Annotated in this window: 21 protein-coding genes; 1 reads left to right on the top strand and 20 read right to left on the bottom strand. The window is 27.0% G+C overall.

What is annotated here, in order from left to right; all coding sequences use genetic code 11:
* Positions 1–522: 522 nt before the first annotated feature.
* The 17 genes from ACH36K_RS10775 to ACH36K_RS10695 form a co-directional block, all read right to left on the bottom strand.
* Positions 523–786, bottom strand: coding sequence for a cupin domain-containing protein (locus tag ACH36K_RS10775; protein WP_411167631.1), 264 nt, complete (start codon positions 784–786; stop codon positions 523–525).
* A gap of 233 nt (positions 787–1019) precedes the next feature.
* Positions 1020–1931 (bottom strand): GNAT family N-acetyltransferase, encoded by a 912-nt coding sequence (locus tag ACH36K_RS10770; protein ID WP_411167630.1) that lies wholly within the window; start codon positions 1929–1931, stop codon positions 1020–1022.
* Between the two features lie 134 nt (positions 1932–2065).
* The gene (locus tag ACH36K_RS10765) at positions 2066–3973 is read right to left on the bottom strand and encodes a bifunctional 4-hydroxy-3-methylbut-2-enyl diphosphate reductase/30S ribosomal protein S1 (RefSeq protein WP_411167629.1); all 1908 of its coding nucleotides are present in this window, start codon (positions 3971–3973) and stop codon (positions 2066–2068) included.
* 80 nt (positions 3974–4053) lie between these two features.
* Complete coding sequence (gene cmk / locus ACH36K_RS10760; RefSeq protein WP_411167628.1) at positions 4054–4707, bottom strand: (d)CMP kinase; 654 nt, start codon at positions 4705–4707, stop codon at positions 4054–4056.
* A gap of 86 nt (positions 4708–4793) precedes the next feature.
* The gene (locus ACH36K_RS10755) at positions 4794–6017 is read right to left on the bottom strand and encodes an NAD(P)/FAD-dependent oxidoreductase (RefSeq protein WP_411167627.1); all 1224 of its coding nucleotides are present in this window, start codon (positions 6015–6017) and stop codon (positions 4794–4796) included.
* 125 nt (positions 6018–6142) lie between these two features.
* On the bottom strand, positions 6143–7039 hold the full coding sequence (locus ACH36K_RS10750) for a MurR/RpiR family transcriptional regulator (RefSeq protein ID WP_411167626.1): 897 nt from the start codon (positions 7037–7039) through the stop codon (positions 6143–6145).
* A gap of 136 nt (positions 7040–7175) precedes the next feature.
* Positions 7176–7718 carry a tRNA (mnm(5)s(2)U34)-methyltransferase gene (locus ACH36K_RS10745; RefSeq protein ID WP_411167625.1) on the bottom strand — a complete coding sequence of 181 codons (543 nt, stop codon included), beginning with the start codon at positions 7716–7718 and terminating at the stop codon, positions 7176–7178.
* A gap of 12 nt (positions 7719–7730) precedes the next feature.
* Complete coding sequence (locus ACH36K_RS10740) at positions 7731–8459, bottom strand: pseudouridine synthase (protein ID WP_411167624.1); 729 nt, start codon at positions 8457–8459, stop codon at positions 7731–7733.
* 374 nt (positions 8460–8833) lie between these two features.
* Entirely contained in the window at positions 8834–9691 is an 858-nt protein-coding gene (locus ACH36K_RS10735; protein ID WP_411167623.1) for a phosphatase PAP2 family protein, read from the bottom strand.
* 26 nt (positions 9692–9717) lie between these two features.
* On the bottom strand, positions 9718–10824 hold the full coding sequence (locus tag ACH36K_RS10730; protein WP_411167622.1) for an alpha/beta hydrolase: 1107 nt from the start codon (positions 10822–10824) through the stop codon (positions 9718–9720).
* A gap of 51 nt (positions 10825–10875) precedes the next feature.
* On the bottom strand, positions 10876–11772 hold the full coding sequence (locus ACH36K_RS10725) for an ROK family protein (RefSeq protein ID WP_411167621.1): 897 nt from the start codon (positions 11770–11772) through the stop codon (positions 10876–10878).
* Positions 11773–11942: 170 nt separating this feature from the next.
* Positions 11943–12830: a helix-turn-helix domain-containing protein gene (locus tag ACH36K_RS10720; RefSeq protein WP_411167620.1), complete on the bottom strand. Its 888-nt coding sequence runs from the start codon at positions 12828–12830 to the stop codon at positions 11943–11945.
* 267 nt (positions 12831–13097) lie between these two features.
* A complete protein-coding gene (locus ACH36K_RS10715) occupies positions 13098–14510 on the bottom strand; it encodes a 6-phospho-beta-glucosidase (protein ID WP_411167619.1) in 1413 nt (470 codons plus the stop codon).
* 80 nt (positions 14511–14590) lie between these two features.
* The gene (locus ACH36K_RS10710) at positions 14591–16489 is read right to left on the bottom strand and encodes a beta-glucoside-specific PTS transporter subunit IIABC (RefSeq protein ID WP_411167618.1); all 1899 of its coding nucleotides are present in this window, start codon (positions 16487–16489) and stop codon (positions 14591–14593) included.
* A gap of 118 nt (positions 16490–16607) precedes the next feature.
* On the bottom strand, positions 16608–17438 hold the full coding sequence (gene licT / locus ACH36K_RS10705; RefSeq protein ID WP_411167617.1) for a BglG family transcription antiterminator LicT: 831 nt from the start codon (positions 17436–17438) through the stop codon (positions 16608–16610).
* A gap of 321 nt (positions 17439–17759) precedes the next feature.
* A complete protein-coding gene (locus tag ACH36K_RS10700) occupies positions 17760–18191 on the bottom strand; it encodes a MarR family winged helix-turn-helix transcriptional regulator (RefSeq protein ID WP_411167616.1) in 432 nt (143 codons plus the stop codon).
* A gap of 110 nt (positions 18192–18301) precedes the next feature.
* On the bottom strand, positions 18302–18781 hold the full coding sequence (locus tag ACH36K_RS10695; RefSeq protein ID WP_411167615.1) for a glutathione peroxidase: 480 nt from the start codon (positions 18779–18781) through the stop codon (positions 18302–18304).
* A 278-nt stretch (positions 18782–19059) separates the two neighbouring features.
* Between ACH36K_RS10695 and ACH36K_RS10690 the strand changes: the two genes are divergently transcribed.
* Positions 19060–19716, top strand: a complete 657-nt coding sequence (locus ACH36K_RS10690; protein ID WP_411167614.1) for an NAD(P)H-dependent oxidoreductase — start codon at positions 19060–19062, stop codon at positions 19714–19716.
* Between the two features lie 75 nt (positions 19717–19791).
* Here the strand turns inward: ACH36K_RS10690 and ACH36K_RS10685 are convergent, their stop codons facing one another.
* The 3 genes from ACH36K_RS10685 to ACH36K_RS10675 form a co-directional block, all read right to left on the bottom strand.
* Positions 19792–22128 (bottom strand): glycoside hydrolase family 31 protein, encoded by a 2337-nt coding sequence (locus tag ACH36K_RS10685; protein ID WP_411167613.1) that lies wholly within the window; start codon positions 22126–22128, stop codon positions 19792–19794.
* An 894-nt stretch (positions 22129–23022) separates the two neighbouring features.
* Positions 23023–23397: a hypothetical protein gene (locus ACH36K_RS10680; protein WP_322382329.1), complete on the bottom strand. Its 375-nt coding sequence runs from the start codon at positions 23395–23397 to the stop codon at positions 23023–23025.
* Positions 23398–23416: 19 nt separating this feature from the next.
* Positions 23417–23602, bottom strand: a complete 186-nt coding sequence (locus tag ACH36K_RS10675) for a hypothetical protein (protein ID WP_411167612.1) — start codon at positions 23600–23602, stop codon at positions 23417–23419.
* Positions 23603–24051: the final 449 nt, after the last annotated feature.

The raw sequence follows: 24051 nt of genomic DNA, 5'->3' as shown, positions 1-24051 counted from the left end.
ATATTTCAATTACATAGTAGGAAAGATGTCCTTACGATAACGCTTGTACTAAATAGTTATTCTTATCATAGAAAGGAATATGATTTGTGGGCGTAAGTTTAAAACTGGAATCGCAACTATGAAATAATTAGGTGACTACAGTATACTAATATCTATTGCTAATACTTCAAAAACTATAAGTGTTTCATTTACGAAATCTCATAAAATATGAAATACTGAAACTCTAAAGCAAATTTTAAAACTTCCCAACAATACATTCTTAATTATTTTTCTCAAACTTTACACCTCGACTTTATTCTATTCTTTTATATGTCAATAAATTATTATCTATTTTAAATTTCTCAAAGTTTAGGAGTTATCTTTATATTAAAATTCCTAACACTATAAATCATACCACATATTTACTATATTCAATTTTCTAAAGGATATTTTATAGAAAAAAATGCCAATGCTCTTAAAAACATTGGCTTTAATTACAATATATGTTCTAATCTATAAATATAATTTAATTAGCTACGAATATTATTCTTCTACAACGGGAATTAAGAATGAAGTGACATACAAATTACTGTCTGAACGTAAGGCATGCATTACTCCTGCTCTAACTATAAAGGCTTTTCCAACAGTCAATTCTACTTCGCTATCTTCAAGTACTCCGAAGCCTTCACCTTTAATGCAGTAGAAAATTTCGTCGTGCTTTGGATGCTTGTGTAAAGGAACCTTCTTATCTGCAGGAATGTGATATACATTATTTACAATGAATGATTTAATATTTTCTAAATTCATTTTTTCCCTCCTGATTTTTCAATTTATATCTTAAAAATAATATTTTTACTTATTTATAACAAGCTAAATTACACCGCATATTTATTAGCATTTTAAGTTAATTTACTAAATTGACCTTTATTGAAAAACAAAAGCCAATACTCCTAAAAGCATTGGCTTCAACTTAAAATACCATTTAACAGCATTTATATTTCCTTGATGAATGGATGAATTTTAGGTATCTACAATATACTTTATTCTCTTTCCCAAACTACGACTTTATATTTTTCTTTAAAGCCAATCCATTTATATAAGTTTATAGCGTTTATATTATTGCAATCTACTCTTATTGATAAATTCTTTATTCCTGCTTTTTTTGCATAAAGTATAATATCATGTAATAATAGTTTACCTAACCCTATACCCCTAAATTCATTTATTATTCCAAAGTTAACTATAGTAAACATTTCTCTATTAAATATTATTTGTCCGTATCCTATATATGAATTGTTAATCATACCTAATATGCATAAATCCTTTAAAAAATAATCTTGTGTCATATCTGTATATATATCCTCAACAGTTAATGGTCTTCTATTCCACTCACCAAATATTTCATTTTGAATATTACATCTTAACTGTTCATCTTTACCTATTACTAACTTTCTTGTTGAAAAAGATATATTATTATCAAAAGTTTTCTTTGAATTTAAAATATTTATCATATTATCATAGATGTCATATATTTTTTCATTATTACTATAGTCTTCAATATTCATTTCCATGAGGATAGTATATTTTATTTTCCTAAAACCAAGTTTATCTAATATTAATGAATTTTCTATATTATCTATTGCTTCGTAAGATAAAATATTATTATCAAAAGATGATAATATTCTTTTATTAATTAATTTTGTATAATCTGCATCGATGTATAATGCCCATACTCTAGTAAATCTATCTATTGGAGCTTCATACCATATATAGCCAATAGGTCTATCATTTAATTTAATTATTCTCATAAATTTTCTAAACAAAAATTTCATTAAAAAATTTTGATTATCATAACATTTAAAAAAATCTTTATCATAACTAACTTGTTGTAAGTTTTTATTATACAACAATTTAAAAGATTCCATGTTATTTAATGTCAATTTCTCTAACATTATTGCAAACCCCTTCTATTCTCTATATAACTAGTATACTTCTTACATAATATTATGGTCAAGATAATAAATATTAAAAAAAGTAAAAAAGACACACATATAAATTATATGTGTGCCTTAAAATATATATTACTTTATTCAGCATCCTTTATGCTAAGAGCAATCTTTTTATTTTCTGTGTCTACTGAAAGTATTATTGCCTTAACTTCATCACCTATTTTTAAAACATCTCCAGGATTATTTATTCTGTCGTGAGTTATTTTTGAAATATGAACTAACCCATCTACTCCTGGTTCTAACTCTACAAAAGCTCCAAAATTACTAATTCTTACTACTTTTCCTAAAACTGCAGATCCTTCTGGATATTTTTCCTCTATATTGCTCCATGGCTCTGGAGTTAAAGCTTTTATGCTAAGAGAAAGTCTATTATTTTCTCTATCAGCTTCTATTATTTTAACATCAACGATTTGTCCCTTTTTAAGAACACTTTCTGCAGATTTTACATGGCTCCATGATATTTGTGATAAGTGAATTAATCCATCTACACCATTTATATCAGCAAAAGCTCCAAAGTTTGTAAATCTCTTAATTTCAGCTTTAACAACATCTCCAACACTTATATTTTCCCATGCAGCATCTTCTTTGATCTTATTTGCTTCTTCTAATATGATTCTTCTTGATGCAACTATTTTTGAAGGATTTTCTAGTGAAAAATCAATTAGTCTTACTTCTAAATCTTCACCTATTAAGTTGCTTCTATCATTTGAAAATCTTATATCTACTTGAGATGCAGGTATAAAGATTCTTACTCCTTTATAATATCCAATTATTCCTTTTTCTTTCGCATCTTTAATTTTAACTGAGAAAGTTTCTTTGTCATTAAATAGTTTTTCAAGCTCAGTGAATGTTTCTTTCTTTTCATATTCTAATCTTGAAAGAACTACGTTTCCATCTTCATTTTTAAGCTTTATAACTTTTGCTGCTATTTCATCTCCTACTTTTATTGAATCAAGAGATGAAGTTAAATTTTCTTCTGAAGTTAATTCTTTAAATGGAATAACCCCATCTGATTTATATCCAACTAGAGAAATAGTTAATTCTTCTCTTCCTATGGATAATACTTCTCCCTTTATTTCATCCCCAATTCTAAATCTTCTGTCCATTTCTTCCATTAGCTTTAATTGATCTTCCATATTAATTTTTCCCTCCATAATATCAATTACTTCTCTTATTATCCAGTCAGGTGTAGATGCTCCAGCAGTTACACCAACAACTTTACCCTTATTTTCCTCTATGAACTCTTTTGTAAGTTCTTTAGCATTTTCAACATGGATTGTATTTGGGCAATTAGCTTTTGATATTTGATAAAGTTTAGTTGTATTAGAACTATTTCTTCCTCCAATTACAATCATAACCTCTACAGTTCTAGATAATTCGTTAGCACTTTTTTGTCTTACTTCAGTTGCTGAACAAATAGTGTTAAATGCTAATAATTCTTTTGAGTTTGAAGATAAATTACTTAAAGTTTTCTTCCAAGTTTCTTCTTTTTCTGTAGTTTGAGATACAACACATATCTTTTTAGGCAGGTTTTCTTCAAAAGTACCATCTTTAGTTATTATAGCACTATCCTTACACCATCCATTTATACCAACTACTTCAGGATGCTTGTCATCACCTAATATAACAATATTATATCCTAAATCTGAATATTTATTAACCTTCTTATGAATGTTAGTAACATAAGGACAAGTAGCATTTACTACTATAAAACCTTTTTCTTCAAGAATACTAATAACTTCCTTTGATACTCCGTGAGATCTAATTACAATTACATCTCCTTTTTCTAATGTATCAATTTCATTATAATCAATAGCATATATATCATTTTTTTCTAAATATTTAACCACATCATTATTATGTATTAATGGTCCTAATGTATAAATTTTTTTATCATATTGTTTCTTTACTTTTAATGCTTCTTCTACAGCTCTTTGAACACCAAAGCAGAAGCCTGCACTTTCAGCTAATAACACTTTACTCATATCAATTCTCCTAAGTATAAAATTACATATTATATTTTAAGTATATTATATTTTTAATTCTTTAGAATATATTATCTAAATTAAATATTTTTTTTAATATTTGAACATATTTTTTCTGTTACCTCAGAAATTGATAAACCTGTTGTATCAATTTCTATAGCATCTTCTGCTTTTTTTAGAGGATCTATTTCTCTATTACTATCTATATAATCTCTTTTTATTATATCTTCTAATATATTAGAGAAATTAACACTTACTCCTCTTTCACTTAACTCTTTATATCTTCTTTCAGCTCTAGCTTCTGGAGTTGCAGTTAAGAAAAATTTAAATTTAGAATCTTTTAGTACTACAGTACCAATATCTCTTCCATCCATTATAACATCAAATTTATTTGACATATCTCTTTGTAATTTAACTAGTTTGCTTCTTACCTCTTGAATTGATGCATATTTAGATACTATAGCACTTATTTCTGGCATTGTTATTTGTTCTTGAACATTAACTCCATTAAGTATTAAGTCATCATTTTCAAACTTCATTTCAAGAGTATCTATTAAATTACATAACTCTTCAATATTTGTATCCTCTATATTATTTTCTCTTGCAACTAAGGCTACAGCTCTATACATTGCTCCTGTATTTATATACATTAAGTTAAATTCTTTGGCAACTAACTTAGCAATTGTACTTTTCCCAGCCCCTGCTGGTCCATCTATAGCGACTGATATTCTCAAAATAATATTCCACCTTTCCTATTTGAAAAACATTTTCATATACTCATATAAATTATATTATTATTATTTATATTTAACAAGTATACTTATATATTACTTCCAGCTAAAAAACCTGTAGATAATGCAATTTGAACATTATATCCACCAGTAAAAGCATCAACATCTATAACTTCTCCAGCGAATGATAAGTTGCTTATTATCTTAGATTTCATCGTTGAAGGGTCAATTTCCAAAGTATCCACTCCACCTGATGTCACTATTGCTTCTTCTATAGGTCTTAACCCCTTTATTTTCATTTTTATTCCTTTAATTAAGTTCACTAGACTTTTTCTTTCTTCTTTTGTAATCTCATTTACCTTTTTATTCTCTGATATATTTGATAGACCTATTATAATTGGTATAATCTTTTTAGGAAGTAGTTCATCTAATGAATTTTTAAAATCTTTATTAATATATTTTTTAAAATCTTTTTGAATTCTTTTATCAAGCTCTTCATTGGATAAAGCAGGTTTTAAATCTAACATAATATGATGATTATTAGACTCAATAACATATCTTGATCCCTTAAGTATAAGAGGTCCAGATACACCATAGCTTGTAAATAGCATTTCTCCTTGATCCTTATATAATGATTTTTTTGAACTTTCCTTAAATAAAGAAATTCCTATATTTTTTAGTGTCAATCCTGCTAAGTCTTTAATCCAATTCTCTTGTAGCTCTATAGGAACTAGCGATGGTTTTAGATCTACTATATTGTGTCCTAGCTTTTTAGAAAACTTTAATCCATCCCCAGTAGAACCAGTTAAAGGATAAGAAACCCCACCTGTTGCAATAATAAAATAGTCACCTTTTATATTATGAACATTATTTATTTCTACAGATTCTATTTTATTATCTTTAAATTTTATATCTGTAACTTTACTATTAAATTTTACTTCTACATTATTCTTGATTAATTCATTTGATAAACCTTTTATGATATCAGAAGATTTATCAGATAAGGGAAATACACGCCCCCCACGTTCTGCTTTTAGATTTATTCCCTGAGATTCAAAAAAATTCATTGTATCTTCATTAGTATATGTATATAATGCACTATATAAAAAATGAGGATTTCCTGGTATATATTCAAAAAACTCTGATATATCCTTTATATTTGTAACATTACATCTTCCTTTACCTGTAATGAATAATTTTTTTCCTATCTTTTCATTTCCTTCTAACAGTACAACATTATTATTACTTTTAGATGCTGTTATAGCTGCCATCATTCCTGCTGGTCCTGCTCCTATAACTATTACTTTTTTCATTGTAATCCTCCTAATGCATTGTTTTATCTTAATAAATATATCATCTTAACTTCTTTAATTCAACATACTAGATAATTAAAAAGTGCTAAGAAATGTTTAATAAACATAACTTAACACTTTTAATATTAATCTTCCCCTACATTTCTATTATTATAAGAATATACTTTATAATCCTTCCATATTTGTTCTAGCTTACTAAATACATCTGTTATATTTTGTTTTTCTCTCATACCAACAGCAATTATTAATGCATTAATAACAGATAATGGTGCTACAAGTGAATCAACAAAAGATGCCATATTACTTTGAGCTATCAATGAATAGTCTGCTCTTGCAGCTAAAGGCGATAAAAGACTATCTGTAATTGCAACTACATCTGCACCTCTATCTTGTGCAAATTCAAGTGCATCTATTGTTCTAGATGCATATCTTGGGAATCCTATTCCTACTACTAAATCTCCTTCACCTACATTTATCATTTGCTCAAATATATCAGAAATTCCATATCCTACAGTTTTAACATTTTGTAAAATAATATTTAGATAAAATCCTAAAAATTCAGCTAATGCAGTTGAACTTCTAAGACCTATTATATATATTCTTTTAGCTTCAAATATTTTATTTACAACATCTTCAAATGTATTATAGTTTATTTTTTCAAGAGTTGCTCTTATATTTTCCATATCAGCTTTTAATACACCTTTAAGAGCATATCCTTCACTTATATAATCATTTGACAATTCTAACCTTTGAACTGTTGTAAGCTTATTTTTTATCAACTCTTGCAATGCTTTTTGAAGTTTAGGATAGCCAGAAAAACCTAATTCGTTAGCAAATCTAACTACTGTTGACTCTGAAACACCTACAGAGACTCCTAATTTAGCTGCAGTCATAAAGGCAGCTTTATCATAATTTTTTAAAATGTATTCTGCAATTAACTTTTGTCCTTTACTTAATCTTGGGAACCTTGATTGTATTAATCGCATTAAATCCTTTGAGTTATCATTAAGATTATTATCCATCCGTATCCCTTCTTTTCATTAAACTTAACAACCTAATAATTATATATTATCACTTTTTGAATAATTCATCAATATTCATTTCATTTTAGTATATTTTCATTATAAAAACTTGTAATAAAATATAAAGTTGTCAATTCTACTTTTTTTCTATAACTACTAGCATAGGCGAGATTTCATCTCTATTTAGATAGGATTGAGTCATAACACCAAATTGATTTTTAGATAAATTTTTTAGATACTCTAAAATGCAAGATTCCTCAACCTTACCTTCATAATGACCTCTGTAAATACATATTGTCATTATTCCACCACTATTTAAAATATCAAGTCCCTTTTGTATGCTTTGTAGTGAAGTATTATGTAATGTAGTTATAGTCTTATCTCCTCCTGGTAAAAAGCCTAAATTATACATTATGCAATCTACATTTTCATTAATATAGTCATTAAATAAATGATGCGAATCATTTATAACTTTTACATTATTAACTTTTTTTAGTATATAATTTTCGCAGGCCTCTTTTTGTATATCAAAGCTGTAAACAAATTCAAATTTACTAGCTAGAAAGTCTGTATCATGACCATTTCCTAAGGTAGCATCTACAGCTATTTTTTTGTTTTTAATAAAATTTTCTATTATATAATGTGATAAATCACTTATATTTCCTACGTACTTATACATAAAATGCACCTCTTATAATGAATTTATATAATTTAACTCTTCTTTAGTTAAATTTCTCCATTCTCCTCTTTTTAAATAACCTAATTTTATATTACCTATAGCTACTCTTTTTAAAGATATTACCTCATGACCTAAGGCTGAACACATTTTTCTTATTTGTCTATTTTTACCTTCATGAATTATTATTTCAACCAATGAGTTAAATTCATTAGTTCTTTTATCTTTTTCTTTATCTATAACCTTTAGTTTTGCATCAGATGTAATATATCCACCAATATCTACTCCATTTTCAAACCTCTTAATTTCTTCATTAGAGAATATACCTCTACATAAGGCTATATACTTTTTTTGAACTTCAACTCTTGGATGTATAATTTTATTATAAATATCTCCATCATTAGTTAAAAGAATTAATCCTGAACTATCATAATCTAATCTTCCAATGGGGTATATTCTTTCATTTACTTTAACTATATCTAATATAGTTTTTCTTCCCTTTTCATCCTTAACTGATGTTATATATCCTTCAGGTTTATTTAACATTATATATACTTTATTTTCTTCAGGTGTTATTATTTTTCCATTATAAAATACTTTATCTATCTCACAATTTATTTTAACTCCAAGCTCTGTAACAATTTTATCATTTACTTTAACTTTACCTTCTAATATGATTTCTTCACATTTTCTTCTTGATGCTACTCCGCATCTTGCCATGTATTTTTGTAATCTTTCTTCCATATAAATCACTCCGTACTTTTAATAAATACTTTCTATAGTATAAATTTTAATAGAACCTATATATTCTTTTTAACATTTTACAATACAAATGTCTATAAAAATAGATAACTAACTTTTTTTAAGTATAAGTTTTATTTACTATCTAATTTTAAAAAATGTCTATTGTTTATATTAAAATCAGTCCTAAGTAAAATTATTATATAAATAAAATATAAAGGCTCTCACTTTCTATAAGAAAATGAGAACCTTTATATTTATGCCCTTTCTAAAGCTAACCTATCTTCAGTTAGTGTAGGTACTATTACAAAATATCCAATAACTACGTCAGCAAATCCAGTCGCGAGAGTTTTTAGAATAAGTTAATAATACTTTTTTTAATCATATAGTTGTGTAGACATGATTTCTTCTCTATTTTTCACATCTAAATTTTTTATATATTTATTTTTCAATAATGTAAATATTGCTAACGTTATTGTAACCCCCATTGTAACATCTGATGCAAAATGAGCTCCTACTATAACTCTGCTAATTGGAACTATTATTGTCCATAAAGCTGCAAAACCCACAAACCATTTTTTCTTTTCCTTTAACCTAGCAACGAAAGTAGGTATTAATGTAATCCAAATCATAATTGCTGCATTTGCACTATGTCCCGATGGGAATGACATAAACTCATTACTTGCTGCTTTTCCTTGAGGAATAAACCACATTGAAAATCCATCAAAGGATCCCGCTGCAACCATATGCCTGTAACGTTCTCTTCCCCAGCCTAATTTAATTAAGTTGAAAGAAATTATAACAAATACAAATGTTAATACACCAACAATAGCTGCATTTCGTAATTCATCTCTATTAGTAATAGAATATTTCTTAGCAATAAAGTAAGAAGCTGCAATATATAAAACAGCAAGTATAGGAATCAATAATTTAGGTCCATTAAAATATTTTATTGGTAAGGATGCTGCCATAAATGAGAATAAACACAAAATAATAATATAGCCAATTGTCCCTAAAATATATTTTACTGATTTATCTTTATTTCTAGTTAGCATTAAACCTACTGTACAAAATGTTGCAACAACTGCTGCAGGAAACTCACCAATAGCTTCAAATATTAATCCAAATTCACTTGTTGGATTATAAATAGCATTAGAAATCTGTAAATCAGTAAATGCAAATATTATCAATAGAACTCCGATAATTGATAAACCAACTACATAATTCTTTTTCATACCCTTTTCACCCTTTATTTATAATTTTATTTGCTATATTTTAAAATAAAATTACCCATTTCTATTGCACAATCCTCACTTTGTGGATAAACTCCTATGTTATCACCATAAGCATGTCCTAACCCTTTATATAATATAGTTGTAGTATCTACTCCTGCTTTAGTAAGCTTTGCTGCATATGCTAAGCATTCTACCTTTAAATAATCATGTTCTCCAACTGTAACAAGTGTAGGAGGTAAGCCTTTTAAATCTCTAATATATGGAGTTAAGTAACCATTTTTAACATCGTCAGTACCTAAAACATCCTTTAATCCTCCTGATAATCCATCAAACATACCTAGCATCATTTCAAGACCAGATTTATATTTAGGAGCCATTTCATATTCATCCTTACTCCATTTAAAATATTCATCTTCAATACCTGCCATATTAACAGTAGGATAAAGTAATAATTGTCCCTTTACCATTCCTAAATTACTTTCTAAATCTTTTGTTGTACAATATTGAGTTAAGTTTCCACCTGCACTATCCCCTGCAACAAAGATATTCTTCTTATCTCCTCCTAAAGTATTAGCTTTATCATATATCCATCTTAATACAGAATAACAATCCTCATGACCAGTTGGATATGGATTTTCTGGTGCCAAACGATAGTCAACTGATACAGCTAAAATATCTGTTTTTTCAACAATTAATTTTACTAACTCCTCTACAACATCAGGAGATCCACCAAAGAATCCACCACCATGGATGAAATAAAGAATTGGTGCATTTTCCTTCATAGTCTTAGATTTATAAATACGAATTGGTATGCTATATCCATCATTAGCTTTAACAGTTTCATGTATAATATCAATATTCTTTTCAACTATAGGAGTACTTTTAATTTCTCCAAACATAGCTCTTAATTTACCAATTGACTTAGGTGATGTATCCATTTTCATCATGCCTTTTGGCATAAATCTCATTATTGTAAATTGTTTTTTCATATCCTTATAAAGACGAGGATCCATTGCGCCTTTTTCATCACTGTCAGGAATATTCTTTACTAAAACTTTTGTGCCTTTATAATTTATTACTTCTTGTTTTTCTTTAATTTTCTCTAATAATTCTTGTGAATATTTTCTACCCATTTTTAACTTCTCTCCTTTTTATTTCTTACATTCTTTGATGTTTCTCCTAGTTTATTCTTCTGGAAATTGCAGATAGTAATTATATAAAGCTCCAATCAAATTAGAATCATTAAAATATTTGCATGTATCTACTATGGCATGTGGAATATCAAATGGAATTTTTGCATATATTTTTTCTAAATTTTCTCTAATTTTTTTCACTAAAATTGGTTGTTTAGAAATACCTCCACCAATTAAAATTTTCTCTGGATCTAAGATGCATTGTAAATTATATATTTGAATAGCTAAATTCATTGTAAATCTTTCAAAAACCTCTAATACATCAGGATCATTATCATTAATCCACTTGAATACATCATGCCCATTTATAGATCGAGGCTCAACTTTCTTTATAGCTGCAGTTTCCATTATTAGTGCAGATGTACTTCCTTTAAGGGCAAATGCATTATGAAAGTCTAAATTATTAGTATCTTGCATAATATATGAGAATTCACCAGCAAAAAAGTGATTTCCTTTGTGAATTTTACGATCCTTAATTATTCCACCACCAATACCAGTTCCTAAAATCATAACGATTCCATCTGAACAACTAGCTAAATTACCTTTCCAAACTTCAGCTAATGCAGCGCTTTTCCCATCATTTTCAACAGAAATTGGTAAGTTAATATGTTCATGAATTTTATCAATAATGTTAACATTTGCGTTGTATGATAATGCACCTGGCGAATAAACATCACCAATTGCTGAATCAATATTGCCTGGCATACTAATAGCAATACCATTTACTTCATCTTTAATCTCTTCATAAATTGATTTGATTGCCTCCATTAAATTTTCTATAGTATCTAATGGAGTAGGAACCTCCCCTTTTTGAAATATTTCAGCTCTATGATTCATAACAGCATATTTTATTGCACTGCCTCCAATGTCTAAAACTAATTTTTTCATTCTTCCACCTCTTTTTTAAACACATAAATTTAAAATATTAAACTTTAAGTTTATATATTTTATAATAAATTAAAGCGTTTTCATAAAATTGTAAAAATAAACGCATACTTCATTTATATTGAACTATGCGCATTTATCTTTCTATTTAAATGTTATCATCTTTTATTGAATTATTGTTGTTGTTTTTTGTCCATTTTATTGTCACTTTTTGATTCATTAAAATACTGACGATATTTAAATGGAGTCATGTTATACTTTTGTTTAAATAAACTTATAAAAGACTTAACATTTGAAAACCCATGAGAAATTGCAATATCTTGAATATTATTATCAGTATTTATGATATCTTCATATGCTTTATAAGTTCTAAAGTTGCTTAAATATAATTTATAAGTAATACCAAACCACTGGTGAAATTTTCTTGAAAAATATTCATTGCTCATATAGAAATGTTTAGATATATTATCCAAAGTTAAATCTTCTCTATAATTATCATTAATATATGTTAAAATTTCCTTTTGTCTTTCTTTATATTTAAAATAGTCCTTCTTATAATCTTCAATTTTAGGAATCATATAATTAGATAATAAAATATATAGAATCTCATGAATATAGGCATTTATCTTAATATAATCTAATTCCATTGGATTCAAAAAAAAATCTTTCATTTCTAAAAATATCTCTAGTAATCTATCTTTTTTATAATTAGAAATATTAATGTCTAATTGAACATTATCAATATTAGGATATATTTTTTTTATAAAATCATATGATAAAATTAAAATAACTGCTCCACCTGTTTCATCTGGATATTTTTCAAGTTCATGAACCTCTCCGCTATTTACCAAAATAAAATTTCCACTTTTAACAGTTATACTTTTATTATTAATAAGCACCCTTATTTCACCTTTTGTAACTAATGTCATTTCAATGCTTCTATGCCAATGAGGGGCTATATAGTAATGTTTTTTTATATCAATATTCTCTTCTCCTACATATGCTATCATTGCAGGTAAATTGTTATTTAAATTTACTTTCTCATATATAAAAGTGTCCATAAAAACCTCCATTTTGCATTAGAATTTATTTTATTATATAAAATAATCTTAATTTTAGAATATATATTAATTATATAATATCTTAAAATTTTAATATATAAATCCACTTATATTTAGTAATGTGAAAACTTTTCTCAGAAATAAATATAGCAAGTAAGAATTTAAACTTACTTGCTAACTCTTAATAGAATTTGTATATTTATTGATACTCATTTAACTCTATTCATTAAATCCATCATTACCTAAATCAATATATTCAGTACTACTTTAATATAAATTTTCCCCATTAGTTTTTATAACATTTTTATACCAGTCAAAACTCTTTTTCTTCTTTCTTTCTAGTGTACCATTTCCATCATTATCTTTATCTACATAAATAAATCCGTATCTCTTTTTCATCTCCCCTGTTCCAGCACTAATTAAATCAATGCATCCCCAAGGAGTATATCCCATTAAATCAACACCATCTATTTCAACAGCTTTTTTCATTTCTTCTATATGTTTTCTTAAATACTCTATTCTATAATCGTCATTAATTGATCCATCTTCCTCTACTTCATCTACAGCACCTAATCCATTTTCTACGCAGAATAGTGGAATTTGATAACGATCATATAAATTATTTAAAGCAATTCTAAATCCTTTAGGATCAATTTGCCATCCCCAATCTGATGCTTCTAAATAAGGATTTTTAACTCCACCTAGCATATTTCCTTTTATATCTTCTTCATTTTTATCAGAAGATTGAACTAATGTCATATAGTAACTAAATCCTATATAGTCAACCTTTCCTTCTCTTAAGATTTCATCGTCTCCTTCTTCAATCTTAAGCTTTACCTTATTTCTTTCTAAGAATTTCTTAGCTTTATTTGAATAATATCCTCTTGCATGTACATCAGCAAAATAATAAGTTCCATACATAAAGTCATTTGTAAGTTGTACATCGTCTGGATTACATGTTTTTGCATAAGCTTGTGGGAAAAGTACCATACATCCTATTTTGAAGTCAGGATTAATTTCATGACCTAATTTAACAGCTTTAGCACTTGCTACTAATTGATGATGAGCAGCTTGATAGCAAACTTCCATTTTATTTTCGCCTTCTTTAAATTTAATTCCAGCTGGTATAAAAGGATGTAATGCTATAACATTAATTTCATTAAATGTCATCCAATACTTTACTTTATTTTTATATCTGTTAAATATAGTATTACAGTAGTTTACATAAAAATCTACTAGTTTTCTATCTCTCCATGCTCCATATTTTTCAACTAAAGCATATGGCATTTCATAGTGTGAAATAGTAACCACAGGCTCAATTCCATATTTTAAACATTCGTCAAAAAGATTATCATAGAATTTTAACCCTTCTTCATTTGGTTCTGTTTCATCTCCATTTGGGAATATTCTAGTCCAGTTTATTGATGTTCTGAAACACTTAAATCCCATTTCTCCAAACATAGCAATGTCTTCTTTATATCTATGATAAAAATCTATAGCTTCATGAGAAGGATAATATTCTCCTTCTACTATACCATCTGTATATTGTCTTTGCTTATTTAATGCTCCTGCTGTAGCAACATCAGCTGTGCTAAGCCCTTTCTCATTTACGTTATAAGCTCCTTCACATTGGTTTGCTGCTACTGCACCACCCCATAAAAAGCCTTCTTTAAAACTCATATTATTTCCTCACTTTCCTTTAATATTAATCTCCTTCCTTTATCTTAATCAGAGGAATGAGATTACTATATTTAATCTTCTTAAATTACTACATTTAATAAATCTTCTTCAAAAGCAATGTCTTTTTCTTTTGTTTCTATTACATCTAGATAATCATTTGAATTAGTTACGATTATTGGAGTAACAATATCAAAGCCTTCTTCTTTTATTGCCTTTATGTTAAATTCTAATAATACTTGACCTTTTTTAATAACATCTCCTTGCTGAGCTTTAGGTACAAAATATTTGCCATCTAATTTTACTGTATCCATTCCTACATGAATTAATATTTCAGCACCTGAATTTGATTTAATTCCCATTGCATGATAAGTTGGAAATAGAGTTATTAATACACCATCTACTGGTGAAACTATTTTACCTTCTGAAGGTAATACTGCAATTCCTTTACCTAAAGCACCTTGTGCAAAAGCTTCATCTTTTACATTATGTAATGGTACTATTTTACCTGCTAATGGACTAGCAATAACCTCTTTATTTATTAGTTCTTCACTCTTGCTTTCTTTAACTGTTTCTTTAACTTCTTCATCTTTATATACAATTATAGTTAAAACAAAACTTACCACCATAGCTATTGCTACTGCAATTAATGCATTAATCACTCCGCTAGTATCACCATTTGCTGGGTTTATAAAGTTAAAGAATCCGAAAGATCCAAGTCCTCCCATTACATATTGTTTAACTCCTGTAAATCCAATAATTGCTCCACCAATTGCTCCTCCAATACAGCTTATTACAAAGGTTTTAACTCTTGGCAGTGTAATACCATAAATTGCTGGTTCTGTTACTCCAAAGATTCCTGATATAATCGCAGGTATTGATAATGATTTTAACTTCTTATCTTTTGTCTTAATAAATATAGCTATTACAACAGCTGTTTGTGCAAATGATGCTGCAAACATTCCTGCTAATACTGAATCGTATCCCATAGTTGCCATGTTTAATAAAGTTACTGGTATTAATCCCCAATGCAATCCAAAGATTACAAATACTTGCCAGAATGCACCTAATAATAAACCTGCTATTGCTGGTGAGAAGTTATAAAGAGAAAGTGATCCTGTTCCTACCATTTTACTTAACCATGTTGTTATTGGTCCAATTACAATAAATGTTAATGGTACTATTACTAATAAAGTGAATAATGGTACTAAGAATGTTTTTACAACATCTGGAATTATTTTTTTGAATCCCTTTTCAATCTTTCCACCAAAGTATGTTGCAACTATTATTGGAATTACGCTTGATGTATAATTCATTAATATTACTGGAATACCTAAGAAAGTAATATGAACTGGTGATTCAAACATAGTTCCTTGGAATAGAGTATATAATGGAGTACCATTCATTAATCCTAAAATACTTGGATATACTAATGCAGCTCCAATTAACATTCCTAAATAAGTACTTGTTTTAAATTTCTTAGAAGCATTATATCCTAAGAATATTGGGAAGAAATAAAATAATGAATCCCCAATAGCCTGTATAATTTGATAAGTTCCTGATTCTGGTGTTAACCATCCTAATGCTAAAAATAATGCATTAAATCCTTTTAGCATACCAGTTGCTGCTAAAACTCCAAGTGTTGGTGCAAAAATCCCAGAAATAATATCTATAAATTTATTAAAAAGACTCATTTTTTCTTCTGATTCCTCTGAACCAGAACTTGCTAAATTTTGTAATCCTCCAACTTCAAGTACATCATTAAATACATCAGGCACATGGTTACCAATAACAACTTGATATTGACCACCACTTTGAATTACAGTTACTACACCGTCCATATTCTTTAAAATATCTGTATTTGCTTTTTTCTCATCCTTTAACTTAAAGCGTAAACGTGTAATACAATGAGTTACGCTATTAACGTTTTCTTTTCCGCCGACATTTTTTAGTATATCTTTTGCTAAATTTTCATACTTCATGCTAAATCTCTCCTCTATCTTATTCTATATATAAAAAAGCAAGGCCAAACCAAAAGAATATAAATTTATTCTATCTAATTCGGTCTCGCCTGCATTACCAGTAACAATCCATATTAAGTTATTTATGTGTAAGTCTTTGTACATGCAAAGTTAAATATAACTGTTCTTCACTAGATAAATCCTTGTTAAGATATTTTTCTATTTTTAACATACAATTATAAGCATCTTTATACTTTCCTTTAACTTGTTCTAATAAAAAGTCATCATTTTCAGTTTCAATTTTTTCATTTTTATTTAACCTTTGGAAGAAAAATCGTAAATGAGTTACAAATCTCTCATAACTTAAAGACCCTTCATCAAGGTTAACATTATTTGAATATTTAACAATGTTTAGTATATCTTTCACCATCTTAGTTTGTTTAGCCACATTTTCAACATTGTTATATGACTTATTTATTTGAGCATTTATTAAATGGAGTGCAATATTTCCAGCTTCATCTTCGGGTAATCTAACACCAAGTTCAATTTCTATAAATTCAATAGCCTTTATACCTACAGCAAACTCTTTAGGATAAAACTTTTTTATTTCCCAAATTAATGCATTTGAACGGTTTAATCCTTCTTTTTCTAATTTTAAAGCATTACTTATATGATCTGTAAGGGTAACATATATGTAATCATTTAAATTAGTACCTAATATGTTTCTAGCATATTCAATAATGTCATAGCAAAGAGAAACTTGCTCGCTTGGAATATCTTCTAATAATAATTTAAATTTTTCTGAAGCTTGCTTTTCTTTTAAAATGAAAGTTTTTTCTATTTTATTATCATCTAAATATTCACCTACACTCTTTTTGAATGCAATTCCACAGCCCATAACAACTATTTCACGGTTAGATGAATCTTTTGCTACTACCGCATTATTATTAAATATTTTTTTTATTATCATGCTTGCCCTCTCATTCTTTTATTTTATACTCTAATAAGTGCATTACATTTTTTATTAGTTTATATTATAAATAATAAAAACCTCAACTAATAAAAAGTGATCTATATAATCTCTTTTTAATTATTTAAGGTCTCGCCTGATCGAATCAGTAACAATCAATATTCACTTAAATCGATTACTTACATTTAAATACTAATACTTTTAGTTTATGCTGTCAATATATTTATATAAAGTCTTATATTATTTTATCAGTATTAATATTTAAAAAGTATCATCGTTAGAATAATTTGTAAATCACTCCACAACTGATACTTTTTATAATTATTTTAAATTTTTTAGAACTTCATCTAAGCTTCTTTTTAATTCTATAGCTTTTTCTTCTGTTATTTTAATATTACAAAATACTCTACTTGGAACATCTTTAACTTTTTCATTAAGTTCTTTTCCCTTTTCAGTTAATTCAGCTATAACTACTCTATCATCTTTTTTATCTCTATATCTTTTTATAAGATCCATCCCCTCCAATTTCTTAAGAAGTGGAGTTAATGTTCCAGAATCTAAATGTAATCTATTACCAAGATGCTTTACTGTAGCTTTTTCCTCTTCCCATAATACAAGCATTGTTATGTATTGAGTATAAGTAAGATTAAATTCATCTAATATTGGCTTATATAATTTTATTATTTCTCTTGATGCTGCATACAAAGAAAAGCATATTTGATTATCTAATTTTAGATAATTATAATTATTCATAAACTTCACCTACATAAAATAAATTTATCAAATTTAATTTTATTAAATTTAAAATGATTTTACATTTTAAAAGCTCTTATGTCAATATTAAAAGCTATTAATAAACTTATTTATTTAGCTATTAATTTTTCAATATCAGTTCTTATCTTAGAAGGTGCTGTTGTTGGAGAATACCTTTTTACCACATTTCCTTCTTTATCAATTAAAAACTTAGTAAAGTTCCATTTTATTTCACTAGTTAAAATACCTTTTTCCTTACTTTTTAAATATTTAAATATAGGATGAGCATTATTTCCATTAACATCTATCTTTTCAAACATATTAAATGTAACACCATAATTAATTTCGCAGAAATTTTTAACTTCACTATTGTTTCCTGGCTCTTGATTTAAAAATTGATTACATGGAAAACCTAATATTTCTAATCCTATACTCTTATACTCTTTATAAAGTTCTTCTAAATCTTTTAATTGAGGTGTAAATCCACATTTACTTGCAGTATTAACTACTAATAATACTTTCCCCTTATATTCATTCATATTTATTTCATGTCCATTAATATCTTTTGCGCTAAAATCATAAAAATCCATAATTATTCCTCCATTAATTTCAAATTTATATTTTGTTAAATTTAATTTTATACAATTAATTTGTTTATATAATATCTCTTTTTATTTTCTATGTCAACTTTTATATAATAATATAATATCTTTAATAAAAAACTCCTCCATTACTTACATTTTTATAAGCAACTAAAGAAAATTTTCCCACTTGTTTAAATGTATGTTTTTTACTATACTAGTAAAAAACATACATTATAATTCTACTTGTAAATCGTAGAAAAATGAATTATAAAGGAGCTATTAATATGAAAAATAATGAAATTTTAAATGCATTAAATTTTAGATATGCCTGTAAAGAATTTGATAAAAATAAAAAGATTAAGGATGAGGATTTAAGGTTAATTTTAGAAAGTGGCAGATTATCTCCTAGTTCAATAGGAATAGAACCATGGAAGTTCTTAGTTATTACCAATGAAGCTTTGAAAGATGAATTAGCTAGCCTTACATTTGGTGGAAAGAAACAATTACCAACTTGCAGTCATTTAATTTTAATTCTAAATAGAACTGCTGATGATTTAAATTTCGATTCTAAATATTTTAAAAAATTATTTAGTGAAGATAAGGGGTTCCCAAAAGAAGCTGTGGATACAAGGCTAAATATGATAAAGAACGTAAATGAAACTAGATTTAAAAATAATAAGAACGAAATAAACCATTATTCAAGAGAACAAACGTATATTGCTCTTGGAACAATGTTAACTACATCTTCTTTACTTGGAATTGACTCTTGTGCTATAGGCAGTTTTGATTCTGAAGCTGTAACTAAAATACTATCTGAAAAGAATATTTTAGATACTGATCATTTTAATTTATCCTGTATGTTAGCACTTGGATATAGAAATGAAAATCCTACCCCTAAAACAAGAAGATCCTTTGAAGATGTAGTTGAATTCATTAAATAACGTTATTTTAATAAATTCTATGTAAATTGAAGAGTAAATGCTAGTAGATTTTTATATACTACTAGCATTTGTATTTTAAATATTTAATTCTATTGTATTATTAGATAAAACTGCTTTTTCTCCATTTAAAATAATATTTTTATTATTTAAGTTGTTTATTATAAACTTTACCTTTGAGTATTTCTTACTGTAATTATTTCTTTTGGTAGTAAAAGTAATATTAACTTCTTCTCTATTTGATACAACTATTTCATACTCATTGTATATTCCTTCTTTATAATTAAAACTTTCGCCATCATCAAGGTGATGAGTGTATTTAAACTCTTCAATATCATTGTCTAAATAAATATTTAAAATTAATTCATTATTTTCTTTTTCACCAATATAATTTTGCTCTATAGCCATAGGTATTATTGAAGCTTCTTTTATGAATATAGGACAAGTATCTAACGGTGCATCCTTTATTATATACTTTCCACCATTATGTTCTTCTCCAGTCCAAAAATCTATCCATTTGTTTCCCTTAGGTAAATATACAAGTTTTTGTCTCATGCCTTGTTCAACAATAGGAGCAACTAATATACTATCTCCATAAAGGAATTCATCATTTATTTCATAAGTATTTTTGTCATTTTGATAATTAAATAATAATGGTCTTATAATTGGTGCTCCAGTATTTTCACATTTCCACATTAAATCATATAAATATGGAAGTAACTTATAACGAAGCTTGATATATTTTCTATTTATATCCTCAGTTTCTTTATTAAATGTCCATGGTTCTTGGTCCCTAGTTCCCATTGCAGCATGATTTCTAAATAGTGGTGTAAATGCTCCAACTTGTACCCATCTACTTAAAAGCTCACCTGTACAATCATGACCAAATCCTCCAACATCAGTTCCACAAAAGCTAAGTCCACTTAATCCTAAGTTCATAAGCATTGGAATTGACATTCTTAAATGTTCCCATGTACTTTGGTTATCTCCAGTCCAAATAGTTGAGTATTTTTGTGTTCCTGCATAACATGCTCTTGTTACTACAAATGGTCTTTTATTAGTAGTATTCTTTATTCCTTCATAAGTAGCTCTACTCATCATATGACCATATATATTATGAATTTCCTTATGTGGAACTTCTAGACCATCTTCATCAAACATAACGTCATCAGGTAAAGGTCCATTAAAACTTGCAGGTTCATTCATATCATTCCATATTCCAGATACTCCTGAATCTATCATAATTTTTTGATTTTCTGCCCACCAGCTTCTAACTTTAGAACTCATAAAGTTAGGGTAAACTGAATCGCCAGGCCAAACTCTATTTTTATATACTATTCCATCTTTGTCCTTAGCAAAATACTCATTCTTTATTCCTTCATCATATATATTATATCCCTTATCTATCTTTACTCCTGGATCAATTATTGTTACAACTTTAAAGCCCATTTCTTTTAGTTCATCAGTAAATGCTTTCGGATCTTTAAATTTCTTCTTATCCCAAGTAAATACTCTAAAATCATCCATATAATCTATATCTAAATAGATTGTATCACATGGAATATTTTTTTCTCTAAAAGCTTTTGCTATTTCCATAACTCTTTCCTGAGGTGCATATGACCATCTGCATTGTTGGTAACCTAATGTCCAAAGTTGAGGAAGAGGTGTCTTACCAGTAAGATTTGTATATTCATTTACAACATTCTTTACTGATGGTCCATAAATAAAATAGTAGTCTAAATTACCATCAACGGCTCCAAAGTAATAATAATCAGAATTTTCCTTTCCCATATCAAAATGACTTTCAAAATGATTATCAAAAAATATTCCAAAAGCTTCTTCATCTTTTATTGATATTAAAAATGGAATTGATTTATATAATTGTTGGAATGTCTCCCCATGTGGACTAGGATCGTCTGTATTCCAATTTCTATAATGATATCCCTTTTTATTTAAAGCGCCTGTTCTTTCTCCTAATCCATAGAAATACATATCTTCTTCCATAACTTTTGAGACATAAACTTTAAAGTCCTGATGTCCATCTAAAACATGTCCTTCTTCTGCTGCAAGTTCAAGACCATTTCCTCTTCTTTTGAAAGGTAATCTTTCATCTCTATAGTCCCTGCATAAAACCTTTTCATTCTTATCAAAAATATCAACTTTAAATTCATCACCAATATTAATTTTAAGTTTTGCTGTTTCTATATTTAAACTGCTTTCAGTTTTTTCTATTGAAAAACTAGAATTTCCTAATATTAATTTTTCAACTGCTTTTGAATTTCTCTCTTTTCTATGCAATGGTACAAAGAAATTAATAACTTCATCATTAATAATTGTTATTACTGCTTCACTATTTTCATATTTTATTGTAATTTCTTTATTATTTACTTCGTAATTTAATAATTTACCAAACATATATCCACCCTCTATTCTTATATAATTAAATTTTTTTAAGATATTTAAAACTTATTAATTAATATATGATAATGTAATTATAAAATAAAAGTATTACCATTTCTTGTACTATAACATCAAAAAATATAACAAAATTGCTATTTTAATATAATTGTTAATTTGCACATTTTATATTAGTTTATTTTGTACAATTTATCACTTTTAGCTTTTACTATAAATTTCTTTAATTTATCTGTTATATATTCTAAACATAAAAAAGACCTTAGTGCTGAATTAACACTTTAAGGTCTTTTTTTAGGTTATTTAAATAAATCTTTAAATAATTCTTTTATATTTTTATTTACTTTACAAACTTTATCATTACTATTTATGTTATATATTTGTTTATCTACTCTTTTTCTATATCTAATAATTAAATATTCAATATAGTTTAAATTATCATTTATTGCTGAACAAATTATAAATATTACTAAAGGCGTTAATTTAGGGACTTTCCATAATAAAACTCCTATTTAATTACTAATAATATATTATATTTAACTTTTGTTATTAGTGCTATATCCTAAAATTTAAATTTATTAAGCATTTTTAGATACCTTAAGTTATTTACTCTATTTTTATTGTTTAATACCTCTTATTTCGAGACAATATTCTCGCATAAATAGAGGTTTACTTACTACCCTGTGGCGGAGTCTGTATTTTCTATCAAACTAGTATTTTCAATGCCTTATACTATTTTTTAACTACTTTTAATTATTTACCATTTTTAGTGTTATGCAGTTAGATTATTAACATTAATTTCCTTAAACCTGTTAATCTTATTTTATTATGATACTTCTTTTATTTCTATATTCGGCATTATATATTCACTTTTATCATTGCAAGAAAAAAAGATTAATGCTCCACTATTGAAACATTAACCTTTTTAACTTCTTTAACTGCATTGTTAAATTTTCTTTTTTCATTGCAATTCTCAATTAAATAATTTTCACCTACTTTTGGCTTAATTAAACTTATAGCATTTTCAATTTCTAAAATAAAGTTCTTCTTTTCCGCTTCATCTTTTACTATATCCGTGTGGTATGCCTTTGCTAAAGTCTTATATAGTTTCTTATATTTACTTTTATCTTCCTCATTGTGGTTACTATTTTTATTACTCTGATAACTACCATATAAATCATAATTATTGTAGTTACCTTTAAAATTTTCATAATAACTACGTTCCCACTCTTTAGATGCTTCATATTGATTTTTTATATTCTCTAGCATCTCCTTATTCCTAAGTGTTTCACACTATATCATAGCATTTATCATAAGAGTTTTGTCCATATATCTTCTCAAAATCCGCTTTATGCTCTAAGTATTTATTGATTATCTTTCTATGTTTCTCGTGAGTTATATATTCATCTGTTTTCTTGTACTCTTTTTCTATTTCTTCAACTAATGTATCTATTTTTTGTATTACGCAATACATTATTTAATCACCTTTTTTGTGGTTACTTCAAAATTTCATCTAGTATCTACACTCTTATTTTTAAATGCTTCGTCATAATGAAGTACCATAAATATATTTGACTAATCTTATATTAATCCATATTCATGGTGTATTAATGGATTTACTTCAGTCCTTACCGCTGATACACGGTCATTTTGCGACATTTGGCTTATCTTCTTTTTAAAAGCGGCAGCTACTCCTACCACCTTGGGGCAGAGTCTGTCTTTTCATTTTTAGTGGTAAAGTTGTGTGTTTTCAACCCTTACCACCATTTGTTGCTTTTTAACCTTAATTCCCCTTAACTGTTAACCTTATTTTATCACGCTACTTCTTTTATTTCTACATTCAGCATTACAAGAAAAAAGGCTAATGCTACATTTACTGAAACATTAACCTTTTAACTTCCTTAACTTCATTATTAATATTAT

The organism is Clostridium sp. MB05, assembly GCF_046581255.1.
GTDB lineage: Bacteria > Bacillota > Clostridia > Clostridiales > Clostridiaceae > Clostridium.
Note: the sequence above shows the minus strand (reverse complement) of the source record. Positions and strands in the feature narration are given on the sequence as shown.